This window comes from Streptomyces sp. NPDC088923, from assembly GCF_044749745.1.
GTDB lineage: Bacteria > Actinomycetota > Actinomycetes > Streptomycetales > Streptomycetaceae > Streptomyces.
Genome location: NZ_JBIVIO010000001.1, coordinates 2,264,096 through 2,290,444, shown reverse-complemented (window position 1 = coordinate 2,290,444; position 26,349 = coordinate 2,264,096). Strand labels below are relative to the sequence as shown.

The 26,349-nt window shown below is 73.2% G+C and carries 19 protein-coding genes and 1 pseudogene; 10 read left to right on the top strand and 10 right to left on the bottom strand.

Annotated elements, in window-relative coordinates:
• The first annotated feature begins 58 nt into the window (after positions 1-58).
• The gene (locus ACIP4O_RS10320; protein ID WP_401573507.1) at positions 59-802 is read left to right on the top strand and encodes a uracil-DNA glycosylase; all 744 of its coding nucleotides are present in this window, start codon (positions 59-61) and stop codon (positions 800-802) included.
• Positions 803-1,118: 316 nt separating this feature from the next.
• On the opposite strand, the pseudogene ACIP4O_RS10315 reads toward ACIP4O_RS10320, so the two are convergent.
• Positions 1,119-1,757 (bottom strand): annotated as a pseudogene (locus ACIP4O_RS10315) (GNAT family N-acetyltransferase); the annotation flags it as partial.
• A gap of 178 nt (positions 1,758-1,935) precedes the next feature.
• Between ACIP4O_RS10315 and ACIP4O_RS10310 the strand changes: the two are divergent.
• Complete coding sequence (locus tag ACIP4O_RS10310; protein ID WP_401573505.1) at positions 1,936-2,379, top strand: RNA-binding S4 domain-containing protein; 444 nt, start codon at positions 1,936-1,938, stop codon at positions 2,377-2,379.
• Positions 2,380-2,609: 230 nt separating this feature from the next.
• Here the strand turns inward: ACIP4O_RS10310 and ACIP4O_RS10305 are convergent, their stop codons facing one another.
• Positions 2,610-3,419, bottom strand: coding sequence for a GntR family transcriptional regulator (locus tag ACIP4O_RS10305; protein ID WP_361325514.1), 810 nt, complete (start codon positions 3,417-3,419; stop codon positions 2,610-2,612).
• Positions 3,420-4,021: 602 nt separating this feature from the next.
• Here ACIP4O_RS10305 and ACIP4O_RS10300 point away from each other — a divergent pair.
• The 5 genes from ACIP4O_RS10300 (at position 4,022) to ACIP4O_RS10280 (ending at position 10,477) form a co-directional block, all read left to right on the top strand.
• On the top strand, positions 4,022-5,305 hold the full coding sequence (locus tag ACIP4O_RS10300) for an extracellular solute-binding protein (RefSeq protein ID WP_401573503.1): 1,284 nt from the start codon (positions 4,022-4,024) through the stop codon (positions 5,303-5,305).
• 179 nt (positions 5,306-5,484) lie between these two features.
• Positions 5,485-6,360 (top strand): carbohydrate ABC transporter permease, encoded by an 876-nt coding sequence (locus tag ACIP4O_RS10295; protein ID WP_401573938.1) that lies wholly within the window; start codon positions 5,485-5,487, stop codon positions 6,358-6,360.
• A complete protein-coding gene (locus ACIP4O_RS10290; RefSeq protein WP_401573501.1) occupies positions 6,357-7,262 on the top strand; it encodes a carbohydrate ABC transporter permease in 906 nt (301 codons plus the stop codon). Before ACIP4O_RS10295 ends, ACIP4O_RS10290 begins: the two co-directional genes overlap by 4 nt.
• Positions 7,263-7,463: 201 nt before the next feature.
• Complete coding sequence (locus ACIP4O_RS10285; protein ID WP_401573499.1) at positions 7,464-9,008, top strand: beta-N-acetylhexosaminidase; 1,545 nt, start codon at positions 7,464-7,466, stop codon at positions 9,006-9,008.
• Positions 9,008-10,477, top strand: a complete 1,470-nt coding sequence (locus ACIP4O_RS10280; RefSeq protein WP_401573497.1) for a cellulose binding domain-containing protein — start codon at positions 9,008-9,010, stop codon at positions 10,475-10,477. The genes ACIP4O_RS10285 and ACIP4O_RS10280 overlap by 1 nt, the downstream gene beginning before the upstream one ends.
• Before the next feature lie 53 nt (positions 10,478-10,530).
• Here ACIP4O_RS10280 and ACIP4O_RS10275 read toward each other — a convergent pair whose 3' ends face one another.
• Positions 10,531-11,232 carry a class I SAM-dependent methyltransferase gene (locus tag ACIP4O_RS10275; protein ID WP_401573495.1) on the bottom strand — a complete coding sequence of 234 codons (702 nt, stop codon included), beginning with the start codon at positions 11,230-11,232 and terminating at the stop codon, positions 10,531-10,533.
• Positions 11,233-11,379: 147 nt separating this feature from the next.
• Between ACIP4O_RS10275 and ACIP4O_RS10270 the strand changes: the two genes are divergently transcribed.
• Positions 11,380-11,697: a DUF6343 family protein gene (locus ACIP4O_RS10270; protein WP_361325497.1), complete on the top strand. Its 318-nt coding sequence runs from the start codon at positions 11,380-11,382 to the stop codon at positions 11,695-11,697.
• 36 nt (positions 11,698-11,733) lie between these two features.
• Here the strand turns inward: ACIP4O_RS10270 and ACIP4O_RS10265 are convergent, their stop codons facing one another.
• The 5 genes from ACIP4O_RS10265 to rpsA form a co-directional block, all read right to left on the bottom strand.
• Entirely contained in the window at positions 11,734-12,117 is a 384-nt protein-coding gene (locus ACIP4O_RS10265) for a tetratricopeptide repeat protein (RefSeq protein WP_361325494.1), read from the bottom strand.
• A gap of 74 nt (positions 12,118-12,191) precedes the next feature.
• Positions 12,192-12,830 (bottom strand): dephospho-CoA kinase, encoded by a 639-nt coding sequence (gene coaE / locus ACIP4O_RS10260; RefSeq protein WP_401573492.1) that lies wholly within the window; start codon positions 12,828-12,830, stop codon positions 12,192-12,194.
• A gap of 126 nt (positions 12,831-12,956) precedes the next feature.
• Complete coding sequence (locus tag ACIP4O_RS10255) at positions 12,957-13,895, bottom strand: PAC2 family protein (protein ID WP_401573490.1); 939 nt, start codon at positions 13,893-13,895, stop codon at positions 12,957-12,959.
• A gap of 143 nt (positions 13,896-14,038) precedes the next feature.
• Complete coding sequence (locus tag ACIP4O_RS10250) at positions 14,039-15,643, bottom strand: flavin monoamine oxidase family protein (protein ID WP_401573488.1); 1,605 nt, start codon at positions 15,641-15,643, stop codon at positions 14,039-14,041.
• 283 nt (positions 15,644-15,926) lie between these two features.
• On the bottom strand, positions 15,927-17,441 hold the full coding sequence (rpsA, locus tag ACIP4O_RS10245; RefSeq protein ID WP_401573486.1) for a 30S ribosomal protein S1: 1,515 nt from the start codon (positions 17,439-17,441) through the stop codon (positions 15,927-15,929).
• A gap of 341 nt (positions 17,442-17,782) precedes the next feature.
• Between rpsA and ACIP4O_RS10240 the strand changes: the two genes are divergently transcribed.
• Both ACIP4O_RS10240 and hrpB read left to right on the top strand, forming a co-directional pair.
• Complete coding sequence (locus ACIP4O_RS10240; RefSeq protein WP_401573484.1) at positions 17,783-18,652, top strand: class I SAM-dependent methyltransferase; 870 nt, start codon at positions 17,783-17,785, stop codon at positions 18,650-18,652.
• A 37-nt stretch (positions 18,653-18,689) separates the two neighbouring features.
• Positions 18,690-21,191, top strand: coding sequence for an ATP-dependent helicase HrpB (gene hrpB, locus ACIP4O_RS10235; protein ID WP_401573482.1), 2,502 nt, complete (start codon positions 18,690-18,692; stop codon positions 21,189-21,191).
• A gap of 88 nt (positions 21,192-21,279) precedes the next feature.
• Here hrpB and ACIP4O_RS10230 read toward each other — a convergent pair whose 3' ends face one another.
• Together ACIP4O_RS10230 and polA are read right to left on the bottom strand one after the other, a co-directional pair.
• On the bottom strand, positions 21,280-23,067 hold the full coding sequence (locus tag ACIP4O_RS10230) for a hypothetical protein (protein ID WP_401573480.1): 1,788 nt from the start codon (positions 23,065-23,067) through the stop codon (positions 21,280-21,282).
• Between the two features lie 374 nt (positions 23,068-23,441).
• Entirely contained in the window at positions 23,442-26,186 is a 2,745-nt protein-coding gene (polA, locus tag ACIP4O_RS10225; RefSeq protein WP_401573478.1) for a DNA polymerase I, read from the bottom strand.
• Between the last annotated feature and the right edge of the window lie 163 nt (positions 26,187-26,349).

Below are 26,349 nucleotides of genomic sequence, written 5' to 3'. Positions count from 1 at the left end.
GCTCGTGCGGCGGGGCGCGTTCCGCGGTGGGCCGGGTGGAGGGGCCTACGGTGGGGGCATGGTTCTGGGTGACGGGGTCCATGACGGTGCGGGCGGGGACCTGCACGCGCTCGACGCGGACATCACGCGGTGCCGTGCCTGTCCGCGTCTGGTGGCCTGGCGAGAGGAAGTGGGCCGGGTGAAGCGGGCGGCGTTCACGGACGAGGAGTACTGGGCGCGGCCCGTGCCCGGTTTCGGGCCGGAGGACGCGCGGCTCCTCGTCGTCGGGCTCGCCCCGGCGGCGCACGGCGGGAACCGTACGGGACGGATGTTCACGGGCGATCGCGCGGGCGACGTACTCTTCCGCGCCCTGTACGACAGCGGCCTCGCGAGCGCGCCGCGACCGCGCGCGGCCGACGACGGCCTGCGCCTGCGCGGGACCCGGCTGACGTCCCCGGTGCACTGCGCGCCACCGGCGAACAGGCCGACGCCGCAGGAGCGTGACACGTGCCGGCACTGGCTGGTGGAGGAGCTGACGCTGCTGCGGCCGACGCTGCGCGCGGTCGTGGTCCTCGGGGGCTTCGGCTGGCAGGCCGCTCTTCCGGCCTTCGCGGCGGCGGCCTGGGAGGTGCCCCGCCCGCGCCCCGCCTTCGGCCACGGCGCCAGGGTGCGGTTGCCGGCGCGGGACGGGGGCGCCTCGCTCGACGTCTTCGGGTGCTACCACGTGAGCCAGCGCAACACGTTCACGGGGCGGCTGACCCCGGAGATGCTGCGGGGGGTCTTGCGGGAAGCGGGCCGGGAGGCGGGGTTGGGGGAAGGCTGAGAGGTGCGATCGGGAGAGCCTTGCGCGGGCCTCAAGGGGCGTCGGAGGTCTCCGCGTCCGGAGCCAGGGTGAGGCCGCTCGCCGCGAGGAAGGCCGGGAGACCGATCGTGGCTCCGCCGGTGCCGTCGTCCCAGGTGGCGAGGACCGCCGAGCGGCCCTCCTTACAGGACTCCTCGGTCCACTGCTCGGGGCCGGGCCCGGGATGGCGCTCGACGGTGCCGCTGCCGCGCCGGTAGTGGAGGAGCAGGTACTGCCCCTCGGGGGTCCAGGCGTCCCATCGCGCCGGCGAGGCGCTGGTGCGTACGACGCGGGCGAGGGTGCGGTGCGCGGGATCGGGCGGGGTGCGCAGGTCGTACGCGCAGAAGACCTTGTCGTAGCGGCGGGTGCCGACCGCGACGAACGCGGGGATGCGGCCGTACTCGGTGAAGCCGAGGGAGCGGTAGAGGCTCAGGGCGCGGGTGTTGTCGCCGCGTGCGTCGAGGGTGAGGACCTCGACAGCGGCGGCGCGGGCCTCGCTGACGAGGGCTTCGGCGAGCGCGCGGCCCAGGCCCCGGCCCGACGCGGCCGGGTCGACGGCGAGTTTCTCCAGGTCGGCGTGGGGGCGGTGGGTGGGACGGGAGTAGCGCCGCCACCAGCCGAGACCGAGCAGGCGGGGCCCGTCGTACGCGGCCCGCAGCGCCGCGTCCCCGAGCGCGGCCTCCTCGCACACGGCGTCGAGCAGCGCGGCGACCTCGTCGTAAGGGGGCGGCTCGGTCCAGCCGAGGGCGGCCCCGTCCCGGACGAGGGAGGCGAGCAGGGCGTGGGCGGCGGGGAGGAAGCCGGGGTGGGTGCGGGCTTCGGGGGCGGGGAGGAGGCGGGGGTCGTGGGTGGGGGTGGGGTGGGCATGGGGGGAGGGTAGCTTTCGCGCGCAGGGCTGAGGACAGTCCCCCGCCCTCCCAGGGGGGCGCCCCTGCATCAATTCTTCCAGCGCTCCGACCCCCTCCAGCGCCACCCACCGAAATCTGTGGATAACTTCGCCGAAGTCATTATTTCTCTCACTCGAAAGCGTGGTGACCGTCCGGAGTAGTCCGCTCCTGGCGTACTCCCCCGCCGAGCCGGGCCCGTCGTCGGTGGCGCCGTTTAGGCTCGGAGGCATGGTGAGCGAGGTGGGGACGGAGTCCGGGAGTGTGCGGGTCGATGTGTGGCTGTGGGCGGTGCGGATGGTGAAGACGCGGTCGGCGGCGACCGCGTCCTGCCGGGCCGGGCACGTACGCGTCAACAACGCCCCGGCCAAGGCAGCGGCGGGCGTCCGGGTCGGTGACGAGGTGCGCTTGCGGCACGAGGGGCGCGACCGGGTGCTCGTGGTACGGGGCCTGCTCCGCAAGCGCGTCGGCGCGCCCGTCGCGGTCACGTGCTACGAGGACAACAGCCCACCCCCACCGCCTCGCGCGGCTGTCGCGCCGGCCGGTATCAGGGACCGCGGGGCGGGCCGGCCCACCAAGCGCGACCGGCGCGAGATGGAGCGGCTGCGCGGCGCCGGGCTGGGCATGCCCCAGCCGCCGTCGTACGAGTGGGAGGCGGGACGGGAACGGGGCTGAGCGAGCCGAGGGGCCGGACCGGCACGCCGCACTGGCCTCGCCAGCATCCGATACCCGGCAACCGGACCCGGCACCAAGCGTCCGGACCCGGCGCCCGGCACTGGGCATCCGGCACCCGGGCCCGCCATCCGGCACCCCGCACGCCGCACCCCGCACCCCGCACCCCGCACCCCGCACCCCGCAGTTGACGTCCAGCGCCCCGCCCCGCCCCGCTCCGCTCCGCCTCACCCTCAGCCTCCCTGGACGTCCCCCACCGTGGAGGAGCCGATGATGTCCGCCGGGGCCAGGTCGCCCGGAGGGATGCCGGGGTGGTGGGCCGTGGGGTGGGTGGTGTCACGGGCCGGGCCGAGAGCGAGGCGGGAGACGATGCGGTAGCGGTCCCCCCGGTAGACGGAGTGGACGTACTCGACCGGGCGGCCCGTCGTGTCGGTCGTGAGACGTTCGATGAGGAGGGCCGGGGAGAGGAGCGGGACGTCGAGGACGTCGGCCTCGGCCTCGTTGACGACGGTCGGCTCGATGGACTGGGTCGCTTCGTGCACCTCCACTTGGTGGCTCTCGCGGAGGTGTTCGTACAGGTCACCGGCCTCCAGTTCGCCCGCCGACAGGCCGGGGACGAGGTCCTGCGGGATGTGGAGGTGCTCGATGGCCATGGGGTGGCCGTCGACGAGGCGCAGCCGGGCGATGTAGACGAGACGGGCGGCGGGTGACAGGCGCAGCCGACGGCCGATCCGTGCCCCGGCCTGGATCACCGAGTGCTCCAGGACGCGGCTCGACCACGTCCCCTGCGCGAGAGGCACCGAGAGCGTGCCGTCGTCCGAGACGAGTTCCTGGGTGATCTTCGCGGGGGCGACGAACATGCCGCGTCCGTGCTCGCGGCGCAGCAGCCCGGTGGCGACGAGTTCGTCCACCGCGGCGCGCAAGGTCGGGCGCGAGACGCCGAGTTGGGCGCTGAGCGTCCGCTCCGACGGGATCGCCTCGCCGGGCGCCCGCGCCTCCACGAGGGAGAGCAGGTACTCCCGCACCCGTTCGCGTTTCGGCACCGCGCCCCCTCCGGGACCGGCACCACCCCCACCGGCCGCCCCGGAACCGCTTCCACCACCGGCCGCCCGGGAACCGCTCCCGCCCCCGGCCGCCCCGACACCGCCCCCCGCCGCGACCTGAGCTCCCGCCGCACCCTCGGCCACAGCATCCGCGCCCACTCCCGGCACTCCCCCCGCCTCGTGCTCCACCATCGTCGCCCGCCTCCCGTTTCGCCTCTCACCACCACTACGGACCAGCACACCGGCCACCGACCGACCAGCCGATCCGCCAGTGACCGCACACCGGCCACCAGCCGGCCAGCCACGAGACGTCCAGCCGACCACCAGCCACCAGCCACCAGCCACCCCATCATGACCGCCGATCCACCGACTTGACCAGTGAACCCTACTGGTCAGGGAATTGGCACAGCACCCCCTCGCCTCCCCACCCTTCCCACCCCCAGCCGCACCCCGGAACACCCCCCGTCACACCACTCACCCCAACCCCCCACCCCCTCATTCCCCAAGCCGCACAAGGCTCTTGACGCCACCGTCCCCTTGTGTCACCTTCTTGCTCACCCACTGACCAGTGGTCAACTGGTCAACTCCTTGATGAGGTGCCCATGAAGCTGCGGCTTACCACTCCCCCGCTTGTCCTCGCGCTGAGTCTCGCGGGACTCACGGGTCTGACCTCCTGTTCCGACGACGGCGACAGCGGCAGCGGTGACGGCTCCGGGACGGCCAAGAGCCCGGAGAAGGTCACCGTGTGGGTCATGCGGGACAGCGTCTCCGAGGACTTCCTCGGCCGGTTCACCAAGGACTTCGAGCAGCGGCACGAGAAGATCAAGCTCGACGTCCAGATACAGGAGTGGGACGGCATCGGTGAGAAGGTCACCGCGGCCCTCGCCAGCAACGACGCGCCCGATGTCATCGAGGTCGGTAACACGCAGGTCGCGCAGTACGCGGCGAGCGGCGGGGTCAAGGACCTCAGCGACCGCGTCACCGACCTCAAGGGCGGGGACTGGCTGCCCGGTCTCGCGGAGCCGGGAAAGATCGACGGGAAGCAGTACGGCATCCCCTGGTACGCCGCCAACCGCGTCGTGCTCTACAACAAGGACCTCTTCGCCAAGGCCGGCATCACGAAGCCCCCGACCACGCGGGACGAGTGGCTGAGCGATACACGCAAGCTCAACAAGGGCAAGACCCAGGGCATTTACCTCCCCGGGCAGAACTGGTACACCCTCGCCGGGTTCATCTGGGACGAGGGCGGCGACCTCGCGGTCAAGGACGGCGACTCCTGGAAGGGCGCGCTCGACTCCCCCGAGGCGCTCAAGGGCATGGCCTTCTACAAGAGTCTCCAGTCGCTCGGCAAGGGACCGAAGGACTCCGACGAGGCGAAGCCCCCGCAGGCCGACGTCTTCGCCAAGGGCGATGTCGCACAGGTCGTCTCCGTCCCCGGCGGCGCGAAGATCGTCGAGGAGTCGACGCCCGCGCTCAAGGGCAAGATCGGCTTCTTCCCCGTGCCGGGCAAGGACGCGGGCAAGCCCGGCTCCGTCTTCACCGGCGGCTCCGACCTCGTGATCCCGGAGGCGTCCGCGCACCAGGACGCCGCCTACCAGGTGATCAAGGCCCTCGCCGGGACGAAGTGGCAGACGGACATGGCCAAGACGATGAGTTACGTGCCCAACCGCACCTCGCTCTCGAAGGTCGTCGCCGACGACGAGGGCACCGCGGCGATGGCCGCGGGCGCGGCCCGGGGCCACGCGACGCCCAACTCCCCCGAGTGGGCCGCCGTCGAGGCGACCAACCCGATCAAGGGCTACATGACCGCCGTCCTCACCGGCACCGACCCGGCGAAGGCCGCGAAGGACGCCTCCGCCTCGATCACCAAGACCCTCAAGAAGTGAGCAGCACCCACGGCACGCTCCGGGGTGCGCGCGGGCGCACCCCGGAGGCCCCCCGCGCCGCCGCGCCTCCCGCGACCGGTCAGGGCGGACCGGACGAGCAGGGCGAACGGAGCCCAGGGACCCGAGGAAGCACGCGGGGCCCGCGCGTCGCACGGAGTGCCCGCGCCCGCCTCGCCGCCCTGTGGCCGTACCTCCTCATCGCCCCGACCGTACTCGGCGCCGCGCTCCTGCTCGGCTACCCCCTCGTGCGCAACCTCGTCATCTCCTTCCAGCACTTCGGGATGGGTGAGCTGATCCGCGGCGGGGCGAGCGGCGCCGGCTTCGGCAACTACCAAGAGGTCCTCAAGGACCCGGAGTTCTGGCGGGTCGTGCGGCGCACGCTGCTGTGGACGCTCGTCAACGTCGTACTGATCCTCGGTATCGGAACGCTCGTCGCGCTGCTGCTCCGCTCGCTCGGGCGCCTCTCGCGCACGCTCGTCCTCAGTGGACTGGTCCTCGCCTGGGCGAGCCCCGTCATCGCGACGACGACGGTCTTCCAGTGGCTCTTCTCCTCGCGGCTCGGCGTCGTCAACTGGGCGCTCACGAAGCTCGGTCTCGACTCCTTCCACGACTACGCGTGGTTCGCGCACGGCCCCGCGACCTTCACCGTCCTCGTCCTGCTCATCACGTGGCAGTCCGTGCCGTTCGTCGCGATCACGCTGCACGCCGCGCTGCTCACCGTCCCCGCCGAACTCACCGAGTCCGCGCGTATGGACGGCGCCGGGGCCTGGCGGATCTTCCGCTCGGTCACCCTGCCGCTGCTCCGGCCGGTCTTCGGGCTCGTGCTGTGCCTGGAGGTGATCTGGGTCTTCCGCTGCTTCGCGCAGATCTGGGCGCTGAGCAAGGGCGGTCCCGACTCGGCGACCACGACACTGCCCGTCTACGCCTACCAGGTCGCGCAGGCCCTGCACCGCTACGACCTCGGCGCCGCGATCTCCACCCTCACCGTGCTGCTCCTCGTCGGCGTCCTCATCGCCTACCTGCGCAGCATGTTCCGCCAGGAGGCCGAGTCATGACCGCCCCCGCGGCCCCGCCGCTGCCCGCCCTCACACCGGTGAAGGCCCGGCCCGCCCCGAGGCCCGCGCGCAACCGCCGCCTCACCCGCACCGCCCTGCGCGGCCTCGCCGCCGCCGTCGTCTTCGTCCTGAGCGTCTTCCCCGTCTACTGGATGGTCCTCACGGCGCTCAAGCCGAACGCGCAGATCCAGTCCGAGACGCCCGTCTTCTTCCCGACGAGCCTCACCCTCGACCACTTCTCGGACGCCGTGCACGCGGACGGCTTCTGGGGGTTCTGGCGCAACAGCCTGCTCGTCACGGCCGGTTCGGTACTGCTCGCCCTGGTCATCGCGCTCGCCGCCGCCTACGCCGTGGCCCGGCTGCGCTGGCGCGGGCGGCGCGCCTTCATCCTGCTCGTCTTCGTCGCCCAGGTCGCCCCCTGGGAAGCGCTGCTCATCCCGATGTACATCATCGCGCGGGACGCCGGGATGCTCGACCGCCTCTCGATGCTCACGCTCGTCTCGTTCATGCTGACCCTGCCCTTCACCATCGTGACGCTGCGGTCCTTCCTCAGCGGCATCCCGCCCGAGCTGGAGGAGGCGGCACAGGTCGACGGCTGCACCCGTGCCGCCGCCTTCCGCCGCGTCACGCTCCCGCTCCTCGCCCCCGGCCTCCTCGCGACCTCGCTCTTCGGCTGCATCACGGCGTGGAACGAGTTCGCCTTCGCCAACATGCTGATCATCAAGAACCAGGACGACCGCACCCTGCCCGTCTGGCTCTCCTCCTTCTCCAACGTCTTCGGCACCGACTGGGGCGCCACGATGGCCGCTTCGACGCTCTTCGCGCTCCCCGTCCTCGTCCTCTTCCTCGTCCTCCAGCGCCGGGTCGGCGCCGGCCTCACGAGCGGAGCGGTCAAGGGCTGAGGCCCGAGGCACCCCCGCGAGGCACCACCCACGGCGAGACCGGTACGTGGCGAAAGCCGCCACCCCCGCACGGGCGGCCACCACCGCCACGCCCGCACACGGGCCGCCACCGCCACGCCCGCACACGGGCCGCCACCACCGAAGCGCCCCACGCCATCCCGCCCTGCCCACATGCCCGCACCCCCCTCGAAAGGCTCCCGTATGCCCGCCCCCCGCGAGCCCCTCGCGCTCGTGCCCCGGCCGCTCAAACTCGCGCGCCGCTTCGGCAGCTTCGCCCTCGGCCCCGACACGGCCGTCCGTATCGCACCGGGCGCCGAGAGCGCGGCCGCGCTGCTGCGCGAACTGCTCACGCCCGCCACCGGCTTCGCCCTCCCCGCGGCGCCCGACGGGCAGATCATCCTCGCGCTCGATCCCGCGCTCGGCGGCACCGGCGAGGAGGGGTACGGGCTCACCGTGGCCCCCGACGCGGTGCTGCTGCGCGCGGCCCGCCCGGCCGGTCTCCTGCACGGGGTGCAGACGCTGCGGCAACTCCTGCCCCTCGAGGCGCTGCTGCCCGGCGCGGTGCGCGCGGAGCGCTGGGAACTGCCCTGCGTGGAGATCACCGACCGGCCGCTGCTGCCCCGCCGCGGCTTCATGATCGACGTGGCGCGGCACTTCCAGCCCGTCTCGTGGCTGCGCCGGCTCGTCGACCTCCTCGCCCTGCACAAGCTCAACGTCCTGCAACTGCACCTCACCGACGACCAGGGCTGGCGCATGCCGGTCCCGGCGCTGCCCCGCCTCACGGAGGTCGGCGGCGTGCGCGCCGAGACGCTCGGCGACGGCGTGCCGCACGGCGGCGCGTACACGACGGCCGAACTGCGCGGCCTCGTCGCCTACGCCGAGGCGCGCGGCGTCGAGATCGTCCCGGAGATCGAGGTGCCCGGGCACACGCGGGCCGCGATCGCCGCGTACCCGCGCCTGGGCAACGATCCGGCGCGAACGCTCCCGGTGTGGACCCGGTGGGGCGTGTGCGACACGGTGCTCGGCATGGGCGAGGAGTCCCTCGACTTCGTCCGTACGGTGCTGGACGAGGTCATGGACGTCTTCCCCTCGCCCCACGTGCACGTCGGCGGCGACGAGTGCCCGACCACCGAGTGGCACCACGCGCCCAGCGCCCTGGACCGGGTGCGCGCCGAGCGGCTGCCGGGCCCGGACGCGCTGCGCGGCTGGTTCCTCGCGCAGGTCGGGCGGCACCTCGCCGCGCACGGCCGCGTCCCGTTCGGCTGGAGCGAGAACGGCACCGACCTGCCCCCGGGGTTCACCGTGCTGCCCTGGCGCGAAACGGACCACGGCCTCGCCGCTGCCCGCCGCGGCCACCCGGTCATCACGTCCGCGTACCGCATCAGCTACCTCGACTACCCGCAGCGTCCAGGCCCCGGCGAACCCCCCGGCCAGCCCGGGCTGCTCACCCTGCGCCAGGTGTACGAGGCCGATCCCGTCCCGCCGGGCTGGGAACCCGAGGCGGCCCGGCAGGTCGTCGGGCGGCAGGCGCAGCTGTGGAGCGAGTACGCGCCGACCCCGGCCCACCTGGAGTACCTCGCCTTCCCCCGGCTCAGCGCGCTCGCCGAGCGTGCCTGGTCGCCACGGCGCGACTGGGACGACTTCGGCGCGCGCCTCACCCGCCACCGGCTCCGCCTCGACGCCCTCGGCGTCCGGGGCGCGGACCGGGTCAGTGACACCCCACCCACCGGAGAGGAAACCGGCTGATGTCCCCCCTGCCCAGCAGCACATCGCACGCCGTCCCCCGTACCGTCTCCCGCCCCGCCCGCCGTCGCAGACTGCTCCTCGCGGCGGCCCTCGGCGCGGGGCTCGTCGGCTCCGCGCTCACCGCCCTGCCCGCGCAGGCGGCCGGGGAGCCGGTCACCGTCCAGTACCGGCAGAGCTCGACCGGAGCCGACCAGGCCGAACCGTGGTTCAAGGTCGTCAACTCCGGCAGCGGCTCGGTCAGTCTCAGTCAGGTCAAGCTGCGGTACTACTTCCGTTCCGACAACGCCGCCGCCTACCGCTTCGCGTGCTCCTGGGCCGTGAAGGGCTGCGCGAACGTCACCGGCACGTTCGGCACCCTCGCCCACCCCACCTCCACCGCGGACCGCTACCTGGAGATCGGCTTCACCTCCGGCGCGGGCACCCTCGCCCCCGGCGCCGACACGGGCGATCTCCAGCTCCGCTTCTACCGGGCCGACTGGGGCCCGCTCAACCAGAACGACGACTACTCCTTCAGCGCCGCGAAGACCTCGTACGGGGCCTGGGACAAGGTCACCGCGAGCCTGAACGGCACCCAGGTCTGGGGCACGGCGCCGGAGGGCAACGGGCCGACCGACCCCACCGATCCCACGGACCCGACCGACCCCACCGACCCGCCCGGTGACGGCGCCACCCTCTTCGACGACTTCTCCTACACCTCGTCGACCGACCCGGGGCTCGACGCGCACGGCTGGAGTGTGCGCTCCAACTCCGGCGGGCCCGGGGTCGCCGGGGCCACGTGGGACCCGCGCAAGGTGACCTTCCCGAAGGACGGCACCAACACCGTCATGAACCTGGAGACCTCCACGGCCGGCACGGGCGAGTCCACCGTGCACACCGAAGTCCTCACCAAGGCGACGAAGTTCAAGAACGGCACCTACGCGGCCCGGGTGAAGTTCTCCGACGCGCCGAAGAGCGGCCCCGACGGCGACCACCTCGTGCAGACCTTCTTCACCATCAACGCCCTCAAGGCCCCGATGGACGACGACTACGGCGAGTACGACTTCGAGTACCTGCCCAACGGCGGCTGGGGCGAGAGCGGCAACATCATGTACACGACCTCCTGGGAGACCTACCGGCCCGACCCCTGGGAGGCCGTCAACCAGCACACCGAGTCCCGCCAGTCCTACGCGGGCTGGCACGACCTCGTCCTCACGATCGACAACCAGCGGATCACGTACTACATCGACGGCGCCGAGTTCGGCACCCACGACGCCAAGTACCTGCCCGAGACGCCCATGTCGATCAACTTCAACCAGTGGCTCATCGACCTCGCGGGCCAGACCTCGACGACCCCGCGCGCCTACGACGAGCAGATCGACTACGTCCTGCACGTCAAGGACCAGGTCCTCACCCCGCAGCAGGTGAACACGGAGATCGCCGCCTACCGCACGGCCGGCACGGCCTTCGAGGACACCGTCCCCAACTCCTGAGCACCGCCCCGGGCGGAGCGGGCGCATCCGGAGCGCCCGCTCCGCCCGGGCCCTCAGGCCGCGACGGCCCGCCACCACACACCGTCCGCGCTCAGCCGCTCCACCGCACGCAGCCCCTCCTCCGCGAGCACCCCGGCGAACTCCTCGTCGTCCAGGAGGCGCGAGAGGAAGGTCTGCGTCCAGGTCGCGTCGGGGAAGACGTACTCGGCGCGCACCTGGCGGACCCTTTCGGCGTAGGGCACCGAGGAGACGATCCGGGTGGTGAAACCCGGGTCGTGCCGCTCGCGCGGGAGGCCGTCGTGGGCGTCGGCGGGCTCGCGCTGGAGCAGCAGGCTGCCGCCCGGGGCGAGGTGGCGGCGGCATGCGCGCAGCAGACCGCGCCGCACCTCCGCGTCCCCCGCGTGAATGAGGAAGGAGGCGAGCAGGACCAGGGGGAAGGTCTCCGCGAGGTCCAGCCGCTCGATCGGGGAGCACACCGTCCGCGCCCCGCGCACCTCGGCGAGCATCGCCGCCGACTCGTCCACCGCCGTCACGTCGAAGCCGCGCTCCACCAGGGGACGCGTGACGCGGCCCGCGCCGCAGCCCAGCTCCAGGAGGCGCGCGCCCGGCGGGGCGACGGAGGCGATGACGTCCGGCTCGTCCCGTACCGGCAGCCGCTTGTACAGCTCGACCGCGCAGCCGTCCGGGGTCAGCGCGCCCGGCCCGCTCGCCCCGTAGCCCGGCCGGTACGCGGTCGTCGTCCCCTCACTCGTCATGTGCCCGCTCCCTCCCTCGGCACCGGCTCCTCACGCGGCGCTCCTGTCCGGGCAACGGCTCGCCGGCGGGCGCGGTTCCCCGTTTCCCTTCCTCACCCGAACGAGGTACACCGGAAGGAGAGCCCCTACGAGGGAGCGGTGAAAGCCATGCCTGCTGGAACACATCACGTGCACCACCACCGGACGTCAGCGGCCGCCGGTGGCCATCTGACCAGGGCGAACACCGAGCGTCCCGGGCGCGGCGGCACGGAGCCGCTCACCGCGCGCAGCCCGCTGGGGCTGCGGCTCGCGCTCAGCGTGTGGGGCGAGGTGGTGACGATCGCGGCGACGGTGGTCTTCGTCCTCACCGGGCACCCGGGGTGGGCGGCCGTGAGCGCGGCGTTGTGGCTGCTCGTGACGATCGACCTCGTCGTCGTCTCCGTACGGCTGCGCAAGAACCGGCAGCCCCCGTCCCCGTGGCGCTGAGCCCACCCCATCAGCCCCGTGACGGGTGCCGCCCGCTCAGCCCTGCCCCGCCTCGCCCGCTCCGCCGAAGTTCGCTGCCCGCAGGTAGTCGGGACGCGGGTCCAGCGCCGCCGCGAGGCGGAAGTGGCGCTGTGCCGCCTCGGGGCGGTTGGCGCGCTCGAAGGTGCGGGCGAGGGCGAAGTGCGCGAAGGCGTTGTCCGGCTCGCGTTCCAGGACGAGGCTGAATTCCAGTTCGGCGCCTCGCAGTTGCGCCCCCGCGAAGAAGGCGCGGGCGCGCAGCAGGCGCGCGGCGGTGTTCTCTGGGTGCGCGGCGATCACGTTGTCGAGCAGCTTGATCGCGCCGCGCGGGTCCTTGGCGGCGAGCAACTGCTCGGCGGCGCGGTAGTCGATGACGTGGTCCTCGGGGCTGTTCGCGGGCACAGCGGGTCCTCCTCTCCCGGCACGGGCGCAACACGCGAGCGCCCGCGCGTATTCCTCCCCCGCGGGGCGCGCGCTCAGTCCCCCGTCGCGGGCCGCTCCGGCGACTGCCCCCGCGCCCGCCGCTCCAGCGACCGCCACACCTCCCGCACCCGCTCGGCCAGCTGCTCGCGCGTGCCGTCGTTGGGGATCACGACGTCGGCGGCGGCGAGGCGCTGCTCGCGCGTGGCCTGCGCGGCCATGCGGGCGCGGGCGTCGTCCTCGCTCATGCCGCGGTCCTCGGTGAGCCGTCGCAGTCGCGTCTCGGGGCTCGCGTCGACGACGACGACGAGGTCGTAGAGGGACTGGAGGCCGTTCTCGACGAGGAGGGGCACGTCGTTGACGACGACGGAACCGGGCGGGGCCGCCGCCTGCAGGGCCGCGGAGCGCTCCCGTACGAGCGGGTGGACGATGCCGTTGAGGGTGCGCAGGCCTTCCCGGTCGGAGAAGACGAGCGCGCCGAGGCGTGCCCGGTCGAGGCTGCCGTCCGGGGCGAGGACTCCGGTCCCGAAGGCGGCGACGACGGCGGCGAGCCCGTCGGTGCCCGGCTCGACCACCTCGCGGGCGATCCGGTCGGAGTCGATCAGCACCGCCCCGTACGACACGAGCAGCCGGGACACCTCACTCTTGCCGGCGGCGATCCCGCCGGTCAGCCCTACCGAAAGTACCGAAAGCATGAGCGCAGCCTAGATCCTGCCGGGAAAGCGCCCGAGCGCGACCCGGCACGGCAGGACACGGCACGCGCGTCCGCGCCCTTCGACGTCCCCGCCGCTCAGGAACCCCGGCCTCAGGAACCCCGCCCCTCAGGCGTCCCCCTCCCGTTCGGCGAGGAACTGCTCGAACTCGCGGCCGATCTCGTCGGCGGTCGGGATGTCGGCGGGCTCGGCGAGCATGTTTCCGCGGGCGAGGGCCCCGGCCGCGGCGTCGTACTGGTGCTCCAGGCCCTGGACGAGCGAGACGAGTTCCTCGTCGCCCTCGCGGACCTGCCGCTCGATCTCGGTCTGGGTGCGGTGGGCGTCGTTGCGCAGGGAGTGCACGAGCCCGGGGAGCACGAGCCCGGTCGCGGCGGTGAACGCTTCGAGCGCGGTGAGCGCGGCGTCCGGGTACGCGGAGCGGGCGAGGTAGTGCGGGACGTGCGCGGCGATGCCGAGGATGTCGTGGCCCGCCTGGCCGAGGCGGTACTGCACGACGGCGCCCGCGGAGCCGGGGACCTGCGCCTGCTCGAAGGGACTCGGGTGGCCGGGGACGAGGTCGCTGCGGTTGCCGTGCGGGGTGAGGCCGACGGGGCGAGTGTGCGGGACGCCCATCGGGATGCCGTAGATGTCGGCGACGAGGCGGACGCCGAGGCGCTCGACGATCTGGCCGACGGCGGCGGCGAACCTCTCCCACTCGACGTCCGGTTCGGGGCCGCTGAGCAGCAGGAAGGGGGCGCCGGTGGCGTCCTGGACGAGGTGGACCTCGATGGCCGGCTCCTCGTAGTCGGTCCAGCGGTCGCGGCGGAAGGTGAGCAGCGGCCTGCGGGCCCGGTAGTCGACGAGGCGGTCGTGGTCGAAGCGGGCGACGACCTGGTGCGGGAGCGTGTCGAGCATGCGCTCCACGATCTGGTCACCGGTCTCCCCGGCGTCGATGTAGCCGTCGAAGTGGCACAGCATGACGAGCCCGGCGGACTCCTGGGCCAGCGCGGTGTCGACCACCGCCAGGCCCTTCGGCACCCATGAGTACAAATCCTGCGGATCAAGCACGGTAAGGCCCTCCGGTCCTCTCTTACTCCGTGGACGAGAACGCCGGGGGCGGCACGGATCATTCCCGCACCGCCCCCCTTGATCACACTTGATCATGTCCGGTCGGGCGACCGAGGGCGAGGGGTCCGCCCCGGGCTCCCCGGTCAGGCGTTGAGCACCCGTTGGTGCAGGCTCCCCACGACCTTGCGCGCCGAGGAGAACGCGCCGTGCTGCCAGGCGTCGAGGTAGCTGAGCCAGTCGCCCGCGAAGTAGACGTGCCCCGCGGGCTCGTTGAGCGGCGCGAAGGCGGGCGCGTCGGGGCCGCCGGCCAGCGAGTGCCAGGACGCTTCGAGGTAGGGGGTCTGGCGCCAGTGATGCGAGAAGGAGGAGGCGAGGTGCTTGCGGTAGGACTCGCCGTGGATCTTGACGCCCTGCGCGACGGCCCGCGCCTCGCGCTCCTTGGGGGTGAGCGCCGCGTAGGAGTCGGCGTGGGCACCGGTGTTGTAGTAGCCGATGAGCAGGCCCTTGTCGTCGTGGTATCCGTGCGAGGGGTACCAGATGTGGTCGAGGTCCATGTCGGTCTCGGTGATGCCGCCGTAGATGCGGTGCTCGGTCTCCCACCAGCGGGTGCGGTACTCCAGGCCGATCTTCCCCGCCGAGGAGGGCTTGCACGCCTCCAGGGCGCTCTGCACCGCCGGGCCGAGGTTGTGCGAGGTCTTGGCGAGGATGTTCGGCGGCAGCGCCGCGACGCAGTAGTCGGCGTCCACGCGGTGGGTGCGCCCGCCCTGCGTGTACGTGACGGTGACGCCGTGCGCGGTGTTCTTGAGGTCGGTGACGGCGGCTCCGGTACGGATGCGCCGCTCGCCTATCGCGCGCGTGAGCGCGGCGGGTATCCGGTCCATGCCGCCGACGGGCTGGAACATGAGCATGGCCTGGTCGTAGCCGAACTCGAAGGAGAAGTAGCGGCCGACGTTCGAGGCGAAGACCTCGGAGAGGGCGGCCGGGGAACCGAGTTCCTCGCCGGGGCTGCCGGCCGCGCCGGGGTCGGTGAGGTAGCCGCGGCGTTCGCTGCCCGTGTACGCGCGGTCGGCGCCGAGGTCGCCGAAGGACTTCAGGAAGCTCTGGAGGCGTTCGCGGTCGTCGGCGGTGAGTTCCTTGTCGAGCGCGCCCCGGTCGGTGGCCTTGGCGAGGAGTTCGGAGACATAGCCGTAGACGTCGGCCTTGGCGGTGCGGTAGCGGGTCGGGGTCTTCATCCCGGCCTGCTCGTTGTAGAGGTAGGCGCTCGCGTTGGTGTTGGTGAAGACCTCGATGGGGACGCCGAGTTCACGGCAGTAGTCGAGGGTGATCATCCACTGCGCGATGCGGCCGGGCCCGGCGTTCATGTACTGGCCCCGGGAGAAACGGGCGGTCTGGCGGTGGCCGTTCAGGTCGATGGTGGTGTCGCCGCCGCGCACGGTGAAGTTCCGGCCTCCGGTGCGCTCGCGGGCCTCCAGGACCGTGCAGTCGTAACCGGCCTTGCCGAGTTCGTAGGCGGAGGCGAGCCCGGCGATGCCGCCGCCGATGACGACGACCTTCGCCGCCGCCTTGCCGCGCAACGTGAAGTCGCCGGTGCGCGGAGCGGTGAACGCGGGCTCGTGGCGGGCCGCCGCGGCGGCGTCGGGGGCGAGCCCGAGGGCGCCCATGGTGGCGAACATGACGCCCGCGCCGCCGGTCACACCGACATTGCGCAGGAAGGAACGACGACTCGTGCCGGACTGCATCTCTTCCACGTGCGGCTTCCTCTCCCTCGGGACACGCGCCGGTGGCGGCCGGGCGTGATCTTGGATGGCGAGGAGCTTCGCAGCGCGGGGTTACGGGGCGCGTCCCGCAGGTGTATCGCACACGTTTCCGGGTGTTACGAGACCGCGGCGGCGGCCGGGGCGGCCGGTACGGGCCGCGAAGAGGAGGGCGGCCCCGGCAACGACGGAGTCCCGGCCCCCACCGGAAGGGGACCGGGACTCCGTACTGCTACTGGCTACCGTGCGCGGCGGTCATCCCGCCGCGCCGCGGGATTCAGCTCTGGCCGCCGGCCAGCTTCTCGCGCAGGGCCGCGAGCGCCTCGTCCGAGGCGAGGGCACCCGAGTTGTCACCGGTGTCCGAGGAGTACGAACCGCCGCCGCCACCACCGCTGGTGGAGGCACCCGCGGCGGCCGGAGCCGCCTCGGTGCCCTCGGCCGCGGCCTGCTCGTCGGCCTCGCGGGACTTGATGACCTGGGCCTGGTGCTGCTCGAAGCGGGTCTGGGCCTCGGCGTACTGGCCCTCCCACTCCTCGCGCTGCTTCTCGTACCCCTCGAGCCAGTCGTTGGTCTCGGGGTCGAAGCCCTCGGGGTAGATGTAGTTGCCCTGGTCGTCGTAGGACGCGGCCATGCCGTACAGGGTCGGGTCGAACTCGACCGAGGCCGGGTCGGCGCCGAAGGCCTCGTTGGCCTGCTTCAGCGAGAGGCTGATGCGGCGGCGCTCCAGGTCGATGTCGATGACCTTGACGAAGATCTCGTCGTTGACCTGGACGACCTGCTCCGGGATCTCCACGTGGCGCTCGGCCAGCTCGGAGATGTGGACCAGGCCCTCGATGCCCTCGTCGACGCGGACGAACGCGCCGAAGGGAACGAGCTTGGTGACCTTGCCGGGGACGACCTGACCGATCTGGTGCGTCCGGGCGAACTGCTGCCACGGGTCTTCCTGCGTCGCCTTGAGCGACAGGGAGACGCGCTCGCGGTCCATGTCCACGTCGAGAACCTCGACGGTGACCTCCTGGCCGACCTCGACAACCTCGGAGGGGTGGTCGATGTGCTTCCAGGACAGCTCGGAGACGTGCACGAGACCGTCCACGCCGCCCAGGTCCACGAAGGCACCGAAGTTGACGATGGAGGAGACGACGCCGGAGCGGACCTGACCCTTCTGGAGGGTCGTGAGGAAGGTCTGGCGCACCTCGGACTGGGTCTGCTCCAGCCAGGCACGGCGGGACAGGACCACATTGTTGCGGTTCTTGTCCAGCTCGATGATCTTCGCCTCGAGCTCCTTGCCCACGTAGGGCTGGAGGTCGCGGACGCGGCGCATCTCGACCAGGGAGGCCGGGAGGAAGCCGCGGAGGCCGATGTCGAGGATGAGACCACCCTTGACGACCTCGATGACGGTACCGGTGACGATGCCGTCCTCTTCCTTGATCTTCTCGATCGTGCCCCAGGCGCGCTCGTACTGCGCACGCTTCTTGGACAGGATGAGCCGACCTTCCTTGTCCTCCTTCTGGAGAACAAGGGCCTCGATCTCGTCGCCGACCTTGACGACCTCGTTGGGGTCGACGTCGTGCTTGATCGAAAGCTCGCGGGAGGGGATGACGCCTTCGGTCTTGTAACCGATGTCGAGCAGGACCTCGTCCCGGTCGACCTTCACGATGACGCCGTCGACGATGTCGCCGTCGTTGAAGTACTTGATCGTCTCGTCGATCGCGGCGAGGAAGGCTTCCTCGTTACCGATGTCGTTGACCGCTACCTGCGGGGTGGTGGCGGTGGTCTCGGTGCTGCTCGTCATGTGGGTAAGGGCTCCGGTACGGACATTGAAGTCGTAGGCACTGCTCGCGCTGGAACCCATTTCGCACTGTGGAGCCCGAGCGGCACGTGACCGCCGCCCCCAGGGGACGGCCGCCTCGGAAACCGCGAGACAGACAACAGTTGCGAGCACCGCCTGCTAGGTCTGAGGAGCGCAGGCTCGCAGCGCAACTTGTAGCATACGGGGGCAGCCGGACAGGGTCAATGCGCGAAGGCGCCCACGCGAGGGCGATCCCCGCATTCCCGGCACCCGACGCCCCGACGCCCCACGTACGGCGCCCCCTTGAGGACCCGGCGGCGACGGCTGGAGCGAACAGTACGACGATGGAGCACATCATCCAAGCCCCCGAGATCCCCTTCGACCCGGCGGACGAGACCGCCGGGGACGAGACCGTCACCGCCACGCGGCGTGCCGCGAGCGTCACCGAGAGCAGCCGCGCCAATCGCGGCTGGTGGAACGGCAACGCGGACGAGTACCAGGCCGAGCACGGCACCTTCCTCGGCGACGACCGCTTCGTCTGGGGCCCCGAGGGGCTCGACGAGGTGGAGGCGCAGCTCCTCGGCCCCGCGGAGGAGCTCGCGGGCAAGGACGTCCTGGAGATCGGCGCGGGCGCGGCGCAGTGCTCGCGGTGGCTCGCGGCGCAGAGCGCGCGCCCCGTCGCGCTCGACCTCGCGCACCGCCAGCTCCAGCACGCGCTGCGCATCGCCGAGGAGCACTCCGCGCGCTTCCCGCTCGTCGAGGCGGACGCGAGTGCGCTGCCCTTCGCCGACTCCTCCTTCGACCTGGCCTGTTCGGCGTACGGGGCGCTGCCGTTCGTCGCCGATCCGGTGCGGGTGCTGCGCGAGGTGCGGCGCGTGCTGCGGCCGGGCGGGCGCTTCGTCTTCTCGGTGACCCACCCGATGCGCTGGGCCTTCCCCGACGAGCCGGGTCCGGAGGGGCTGAGCGTCTCGGGCTCGTACTTCGACCGCACTCCTTATGTGGAGGAGGGCGAGGAGGGCGAGGCGGTGTACGTGGAGCACCACCGCACGGTCGGGGACCGCGTCCGCGACGTCGTGCGCGCGGGCCTGCGACTCGTGGACCTCGTCGAGCCGGAGTGGCCGGAGTGGAACACGCAGGAGTGGGGCGGCTGGTCCCCGCTGCGCGGGCATCTCATCCCGGGCACGGCGATCTTCGTGTGCGAGAGGGACGCCTGAGGGCCGCCTGCCCCGCCGCTGCGCGAGACTTGGCCCCGTGATCCGTACCGCCGCGCTCGACGCCCTGCCCGTCCGCTCCGCCCTGCCCGCGCTCGCCACCGCGTTGTACGGGGCCGGGGCGGGCGGTACGGCGGTACTCACCGCGCCCCCCGGCAGTGGCAAGACGACGCTCGTGCCGCTCGCGCTCGCGGGGCTGCTCGGGGACGGGACGCCGGGGCGGCGGGTGCTCGTCGCGGAGCCGCGCAGGATCGCGGTACGGGCCGCGGCGCGGCGCATGGCGTGGCTGCTGGGCGAGGAGGTGGGAGAGCACGTCGGCTTCCGCGTGCGCGGCGAGCGGCGCACCGGGCCCCGTACCCGCGTCGAGGTCGTCACGACGGGTGTTCTGCTCCAGCGGCTCCAGCGCGACCAGGAACTCGCGGGCGTGGACGTGGTGGTCCTGGACGAGTGCCACGAGCGGCACCTCGACGCGGACACGGCGACGGCCTTCCTCCTGGACGTACGGGCGGCGCTGCGGCCCGGGTTGCGCCTCCTCGCCGCCTCCGCGACGACGGACGCTCAGGGCTGGGCGCGGCTGCTCGGCGAAGGCGGCGCGCCGACGCCCGTCGTGCGCGCCGAGGGTGTCTCGTACCCCGTGGAGACGGTGTGGGCGCCGCCCCGGCACCCCTTCCGTCCGCCGCACGGACCGCGCGTGGACCCCGCGCAGCTCCAGCACGTCGCCGCCGTCGTGCGGCAGGCCCTCACCGAGCGGACCGGGGACGTGCTGTGCTTCCTGCCGGGTGTCGGGGAGCTCGCGAAGGTCGCGGGGCTGCTCGCCGGGGAGCCGGAGCTGGACGTGCTCCAGGTGCACGGGCGGGCTCCGGCCGAGACGCAGGACGCGGTGCTCGCGGGTCCGGGCGCGCGGCGCAGGGTCGTGCTCGCGACCTCGGTCGCCGAGTCCTCGCTGACCGTGCCGGGGGTGCGGGTCGTCGTGGACTCGGGGCTCGCGCGGGAGCCGCGCGTCGACCACGCGCGCGGGCTCGCGGCGCTCACGACCGTACGGGCCTCGCTCGCCGCCGCCGCGCAGCGCGGCGGCCGTGCCGGGCGGGAGGCTCCGGGGACCGCGTACCGCTGCTGGGACCGGGCCGAGGAGCATCGCCTGGCGGCGTTCCCGGCGCCGGAGATCGCCGTCGCGGACCTGACGTCCTTCGCGCTCCAGGCGGCGTGCTGGGGCGATCCGGACGCCTCCTCGCTCGCGCTGCTCGACCCGCCGCCCGCCGGTGCGCTCGCGGCGGCGCGCACGGTGCTCGGGGCGCTCGGCGCCACGGGAGCGGACGGGCGGGCGACGGCGCGCGGGGAGCGGCTCGCGCGGCTCGGGCTGCATCCGCGCCTGGGGCGGGCGCTGCTCGACGGCGCGGGTGAGGTCGGGGGGCGGCTCGCGGCGGAGTTCGTGGCGCTGCTGAGCGAGGAGCCGCCGCGCGCGTACGGGGACGAACTGGCGCTCGTGCTGCGGCGGGCCCGGCAGGGCGGTGACGGGTACGGGGGCCGGTGGCGGCAGGAGGTGCGGCGGCTGCGCGGGGCCTTGCGGCAGGCGGGGGCGGACGACGGGGGCGGCGCTTCGCTTCCCGAGGACGCGGCGGCCGGGGTGGTGACGGCGCTCGCGCACCCGGAGCGGGTCGCGCGGGCGCGCGGTGGCGGTTTCCTCATGGTGTCGGGGACGGGTGCGGAGCCGGAGCGGGAGTCGCGGCTGCGCGAGGCGTCCTGGCTCGCGGTCGCGGTCGCGGACCGTCCGGCGGGCGCGGCCTCGGCGCGGGTGCGGCTCGCGGCGGCGATCGACGAGCGGACGGCCCGCGAGGCCGCCGCGCCGCTGTACGCCGAGGGGCAGGAGGTGCGCTGGGCGGACGGGGACGTACGGGCGCGTGAGGTGAGCCGGCTCGGCGCGGTCGTGCTGCGGGAGCGGAATCTCGCGCGGCCCGAACCCGCGCTCGTGCGGGCCGCGCTGCTTCAGGGGCTCGCGGAGACGGGGCTGGGGCTCCTGGAGTGGACGCCGGGGGCGCGGGGGCTGCGGGCGCGGATGGCGTTCCTGCACGGGGTGCTGGGCGAGCCGTGGGCGGACGTGTCGGACGCGGCGCTCCTCGCGCGGGCGGACGACTGGCTGGAGCCGGAGCTGTCGCGGGCGCGGCGGCGTGCGGACCTGGCGCGGGTGCGGGTCGCGGAGGCGCTGCGGAGGTTGCTGCCGTGGGCCTCGGGGGCGGCGGGGCGGTTCGCGGAACTGGCTCCGGAGTCGGTGGAGTTGCCGGACGGGCGGCGGGTGCGGCTCGCGTACGCGGAGGGCGGGAGCGGTGAGCCGCCGGTGCTCGCCGCGCGGGTGCAGCAGTTGTTCGGGCTGCGGGAGACGCCGCTCGTGGCGGGGGTGCCGGTGATGGTGCACCTGTTGTCCCCGGCGGGGCGGCCGGCCGCGGTGACCTCGGACCTGGAGTCCTTCTGGGCGGAGGGCTACCGGGCCGTACGGGCGGACTTGCGCGGCCGGTACCCGAAGCACGCGTGGCCGGAGCGGCCCTGAGGCGGTCCCGCGCGGGCGGCTGTTTGTGGCGGGAGGCCCGCGGACGGTCCCGCCGCGGCTCGCGGCGGGACCACCGTCCGGGCGTGCCTTAAGCGGCCGGGCTCTCGCTGCCCGTGCCGGGCTGCGGGCTCTGCGAGCCGTCCTCGCCGGGTTCCGCCGGCTTGGCGTCCGTCACCGTCAGTTCGACGTCCGCCGTGGCCTTGCCCGCCGTGAACCGCAGCACGTAGGTGCCCGGCTGGTCCCCGGCGTGGAGGTTGGGCAGGTGGAGGACGCCGTCCTTGTCGCTCACGAGGGTGAGGGCGCGCGTCTTCTCGTCGTCGGCGTCGAGTACGTACGGGCCGGTGTCCTCGGCGAGTTCCTTGCCGTCCTCGTCGAGGACGGTGACCGTGGTGCGGACGCCCGCGACGGTCTTCCCGTCGAGGCTCGCCTTCAGGTCCGGGCTCTCCTCGAAGGCGTCGCCCGCCTTCGCCTCGTACGTGGCCTTGTCGTCCACGGGCTTCAGCGCGTCGGCGGCGGGTTCGGTGACCGTGGCCGCGAAGTCGACGGGGCCGGGCTTGCCGGAGGCGAGGCTCGCGCGAACCGTGAACTTCCCGGGGGTCTTGCCCGCGGTGAGGGTCGGGGCCGTCGCGGTGCCCTGCGCGTTGGTCGTGACGACGACGCTCTTCGCGCCGGAGAAGCGCGCGTCGGTGGCGCCGACAAGTCCGAAGGTGACCTTGAGCCCGGCCACCGGCTTGCCCTCCTTGTCGAGCGCGCGCACGGCGGGCCGCACGTCGAAGTCGAGCCCGGTGAGGGTCGCGAGCGTCGCGGGCCCGGTCTTGGTGAGGGCGGTGACGCGCTCGGCGGGGGGCTTCGGCGTGGCGGGCGGGGTGGTGGGCGGCGTCGTGGGGGGTGTGCTCGGCGTGCCGGGGCTCGTGGGCGGCTTCGTCGCCGGGGGCGTGGAGTGGCTGGGCGGCGTGGGCGACGTGGTGTGCCCGGGCGGGCTCGGCCGGACGGAGGGCGGGGTCGACGGGGGTGTCGAAGGGCTCGGGGAGGTGGGCCTGTTGGGGTGGCTGGGCAGCGGTCCGGTGCCGTCGGGGACCTCGTGGGCTCCGTCGCGGTAGAAGTCGTACCAGGTCAGGACGGTGGCGAGGTACTCCGAGGAGTGGTTGTAGCTGAGGATCGCGGCGCGCATGCCGTCGCTCGTGCCGAGGTCGCGGCCGTCTCCGCACAGGTAGTAACCGGCGGCGAGGGCGGCGTCGTAGACGTTGTTCGGGTCCTCGATGCCGTCGCCGTTGCCGTCGCGCCCCGATCCGGCCCACGTCGAGGGGATGAACTGCATGGGGCCGACGGCGCGGTCGTGCGTCGTGTCGTCGTCGTAACGCCCGTGGTCGGTGTCCTGGATGAGCGCGAAGCCCTGGCCGTTGAGCTGCGGGCCGAGGATCTTGCCGATCGTGGTGCCGTCCGCGTCGACCTTCCCGCCGCGCGCGTGGCCCGACTCGACGTGGCCGATCGCGGCGAGCAGTTCCCACGGCAGCGCGCACTCGCCGCGCGTGCGGGCGAGTTCCGCCTCGGCCTTCTTGTACGCGGCGAGCACCGTGGCGGGGATACCGGCCTGGGGCTCGGCGGGGTCGGCCTCGTCGCCGGGCTTCCGCGTCCCCGGCAGGTCGTGGGAGGACTGGGGGTCGTCGGGGCGGATCGGAGGGAGGTCGGTGTAGTAGTGGTCGTCGCTCGGCGGGACCTGCTCGCCCGCGTCGGCCGAGTGGCTCGTGCCGCCGGGCAGGTCCTTGAGCGCGCCGGCGCCGGGTGCCTGCGAGCCGGCGAGCGCCGCCATCACCGCCGCCGTGACCGCCGTCGCCGCGGCCCCCTTGCGCAGCCGTATCCCGAATTGCGCCGCCATCCCGGTCCGCCCCTCCCGTCCACCGCCTGCCACGCGCTCAGGCGTGTTGACCCAGGTGACACTACGACAACTTGCCGCACGGGGGCAGGGAAGGGTGACCGGCTTTCACCACTTGGCCATAACTCGCCGCCGCCGCTTCGCCCTTCGTTCAGCGCGCGCCGACAGGGAGTGAAGGCGCGGACACGGGGCGCTCCGGCAGGGGCGTGAAGTGCGGCGATGCGGGAGGCGGGGGTGCGGGCCGCGAGGGGTACGGGTACGGGGCGGCGGGGGTTACGGGCGCGCGGGGCGTGCCGCGTGGCCCGGGAGGCCGCCCCCGTACCCGTACACCGCTCCCGTCCCGCCCCGCCGCCGTCCCGCGCCCCGCCCCTCCCCCGTCAGTGCGCCGCAGCCTCCCAGTCCCGTCCGACGCCGACGGACACCGTCAGCGGGGCCCGGAGCTGGGCCGCCGCGGCCATCTCGCGGCGCAGGATCTCCTCGACCGGCTCGCGCTCGCCCGGGGCGAGTTCGAGGACGATTTCGTCGTGGACCTGGAGCAGCATCCGCGAGTTGAGCTCCGCCTCGCGCAGCGCGCGGTCCACGCCCAGCATCGCGATCTTCACGATGTCGGCGGCCGTGCCCTGGATCGGCGCGTTGAGCGCCATGCGCTCGGCGGCCTCCCTGCGCTGCCTGTTGTCGCTGTTGAGGTCGGGCAGGTAGCGGCGGCGGCCCAGCATCGTCGCCGTGTAGCCGATGGCGCGCGCCTCCTCGACGACGCGGTGCAGGTAGTCCCGTACGCCGCCGAAGCGCTCGAAGTACGTGTCCATGAGGGCGCGTGCCTCGCCGGCCTCGATGCCGAGCTGCTGCGAGAGGCCGAAGGCGGAGAGGCCGTAGGCGAGCCCGTACGACATGGCCTTGATCTTGCGCCGCATCTCGGCGTCGACGGCGGCCGGTTCGACGCCGAAGACGTACCCGGCGACCGTGCGGTGCAGGTCCTCGCCGGAGGTGAAGGCGGCGATGAGCCCCTCGTCCTCCGACAGGTGCGCCATGACGCGCAGCTCGATCTGGCTGTAGTCGGCGGTCATGAGGGCCTCGTAGCCCTCGCCGACGACGAAGCCGCGGCGGATCGCGCGGCCCTCGTCGGTGCGCACGGGGATGTTCTGGAGGTTCGGGTCCGTCGAGGAGAGCCGGCCGGTGGCGGCGACGGTCTGGTTGAACGTCGTGTGGATACGGCCGTCGGGGGCGATGGACTTGATGAGCCCTTCCACCGTGCTCCGCAGCTTCGCCTGCTCGCGGTGGCGCAGCATGATGACCGGCAGCTCGTGCTCCGTCTGGCCCGCGAGCCAGGCGAGTGAGTCGGCGTCCGTCGTGTAACCCGTCTTCGTCTTGCGGGTCTTGGGCAGGTTCAGCTCGCCGAAGAGGACTTCCTGGAGCTGCTTGGGCGAGCCGAGGTTGAACTCGTGCCCCACCGCCGCGTGCGCCTCGCGCACCGCCTGCTCGACCGCTCCGGCGAACTGCCGCTCCATCTCCTCCAGGTGCTCGCGGTCCGCCGCGATCCCGGCCCGCTCCATGCGCGCGAGGAGCGCCGAGGTGGGCAGCTCGATGTCGGTGAGCAGCCCCTCCGCGCCGACCTCGGGCAGGCGCGCGCCGAGCGCCGTGCCGAGGTCGAGGATCGTGCGGGCCTCGACCATGAGGGTGCGCGCCTGGGTCTCGTCGTCGGCGCCGAAGGCGAGTTGCCCGTCCGACTCCTGCGCGGGGACCAGCTCGCGGCCCAGGTATTCGAGGGAGAGCGCGTCGAGCGCGAAGGTGCGGCGGCCCGGCTTGACGAGGTACGCGCCGAGCGCCGTGTCCATCGAGACGCCCGCGACGCTCATGCCGTGCTCGCCGAAGACGCGCATGAGGCCCTTCGCGTCGTGCATGACCTTGGGGCGCTCCGGGTCACCGAGCCACTGGGCGAAGACCCGCTCGTCGTCCTCGTCGAGCGCGGAGGGCTCGAACCAGGCGGCGGCCCCGCCCGCGGCGGCGAGCGCCACCTCGGCGACCTCGCCCGCGCCGAGCTTCCAGGTGTCGACCGTCGCGACGCCGAGCACCGCGTTGCCGTGCTCCTCCAGCCACGAGGCGAGCTTCCCGCCCGCGGGCACGAGCGTGGCGTCCAGCGCCACGTCCTCCGTGACGGGCTCCTGCTCCTGTTCGGCGCCCGGGTCCACGGCGAGGAGGCGCTCGCGCAGCGAGGGGTTGCGGATCTCCAGCGTGTCGAGGAGGACGGCGAGCTGCTTGCGGTCGTACGCGGCGCGCTCCAGGTCCCCGGGGCCCTTGTCGAGGGGCACGTCCCGAACCATCTCGGTGAGCCGCCGGTTGAGCTTGACGGCCTCCAGGTGGTCCCGGAAGTTCTGCCCCGCCTTGCCCTTGACCTCCTCGGCGCGCTCGACCAGCTCCGCGAAGGAACCGAACTGCGTGATCCACTTCGCCGCGGTCTTCTCGCCGACGCCGGGGATGCCGGGCAGGTTGTCGGAGGGGTCGCCGCGCAGGGCTGCGAAGTCCGGGTACTGGGCGGGGGTGAGCCCGTACCGCTCCTCGACCTTCTCCGGGGTGTAGCGGGTCAGCTCGGAGACGCCCTTCGTCGGGTAGAGCACCGTCGTGTGCTCCGAGACGAGCTGGAAGGAGTCCCGGTCGCCCGTGACGATGAGGACGTCGAAACCGGCCGCCTCCGCCTGCGTGGCCAGGGTCGCGATGATGTCGTCCGCCTCGAAGCCCTCGACGGCGAAGCGGTCCGCGTGCATCGTGTCGAGCAGTTCGCCGATCAGCTCGACCTGCCCGCGGAACTCGTCGGGGGTCTTCGCCCGGTTCGCCTTGTACTCGGTGAACTCCTCGGCCCGCCACGTCTTGCGCGAGACGTCGAAGGCGACCGCGAAATGCGTGGGCTGCTCATCACGCAGCGTGTTCGCGAGCATCGAGGCGAATCCGTAGATCGCGTTCGTCGGCTGCCCGGTGGACGTCGTGAAATTCTCCGCGGGCAGCGCGAAGAACGCCCGGTACGCCAGGGAGTGCCCGTCCATGAGCATGAGCCGGGGACGGCCGCCACCCCCCTTGGCGGGGCTCTGCTCGGCGGTCGCGGACTTCTTCTTCGCTGCTGTCTGTGCCACGCCCCCGATCCTGCCACGGAGCACCGACAGCCCGGACCGCGCGACGCGGAGGGCGGGGGTACGGGGGACGGAGCGGGGCCCTGTGGCCCGCGGCCCCCGGGCCCGGCCCCGTACCGTCCCCGGCCGCCGTGCGAGGATCGAGGCGGTACGTAACGAGCAGCGG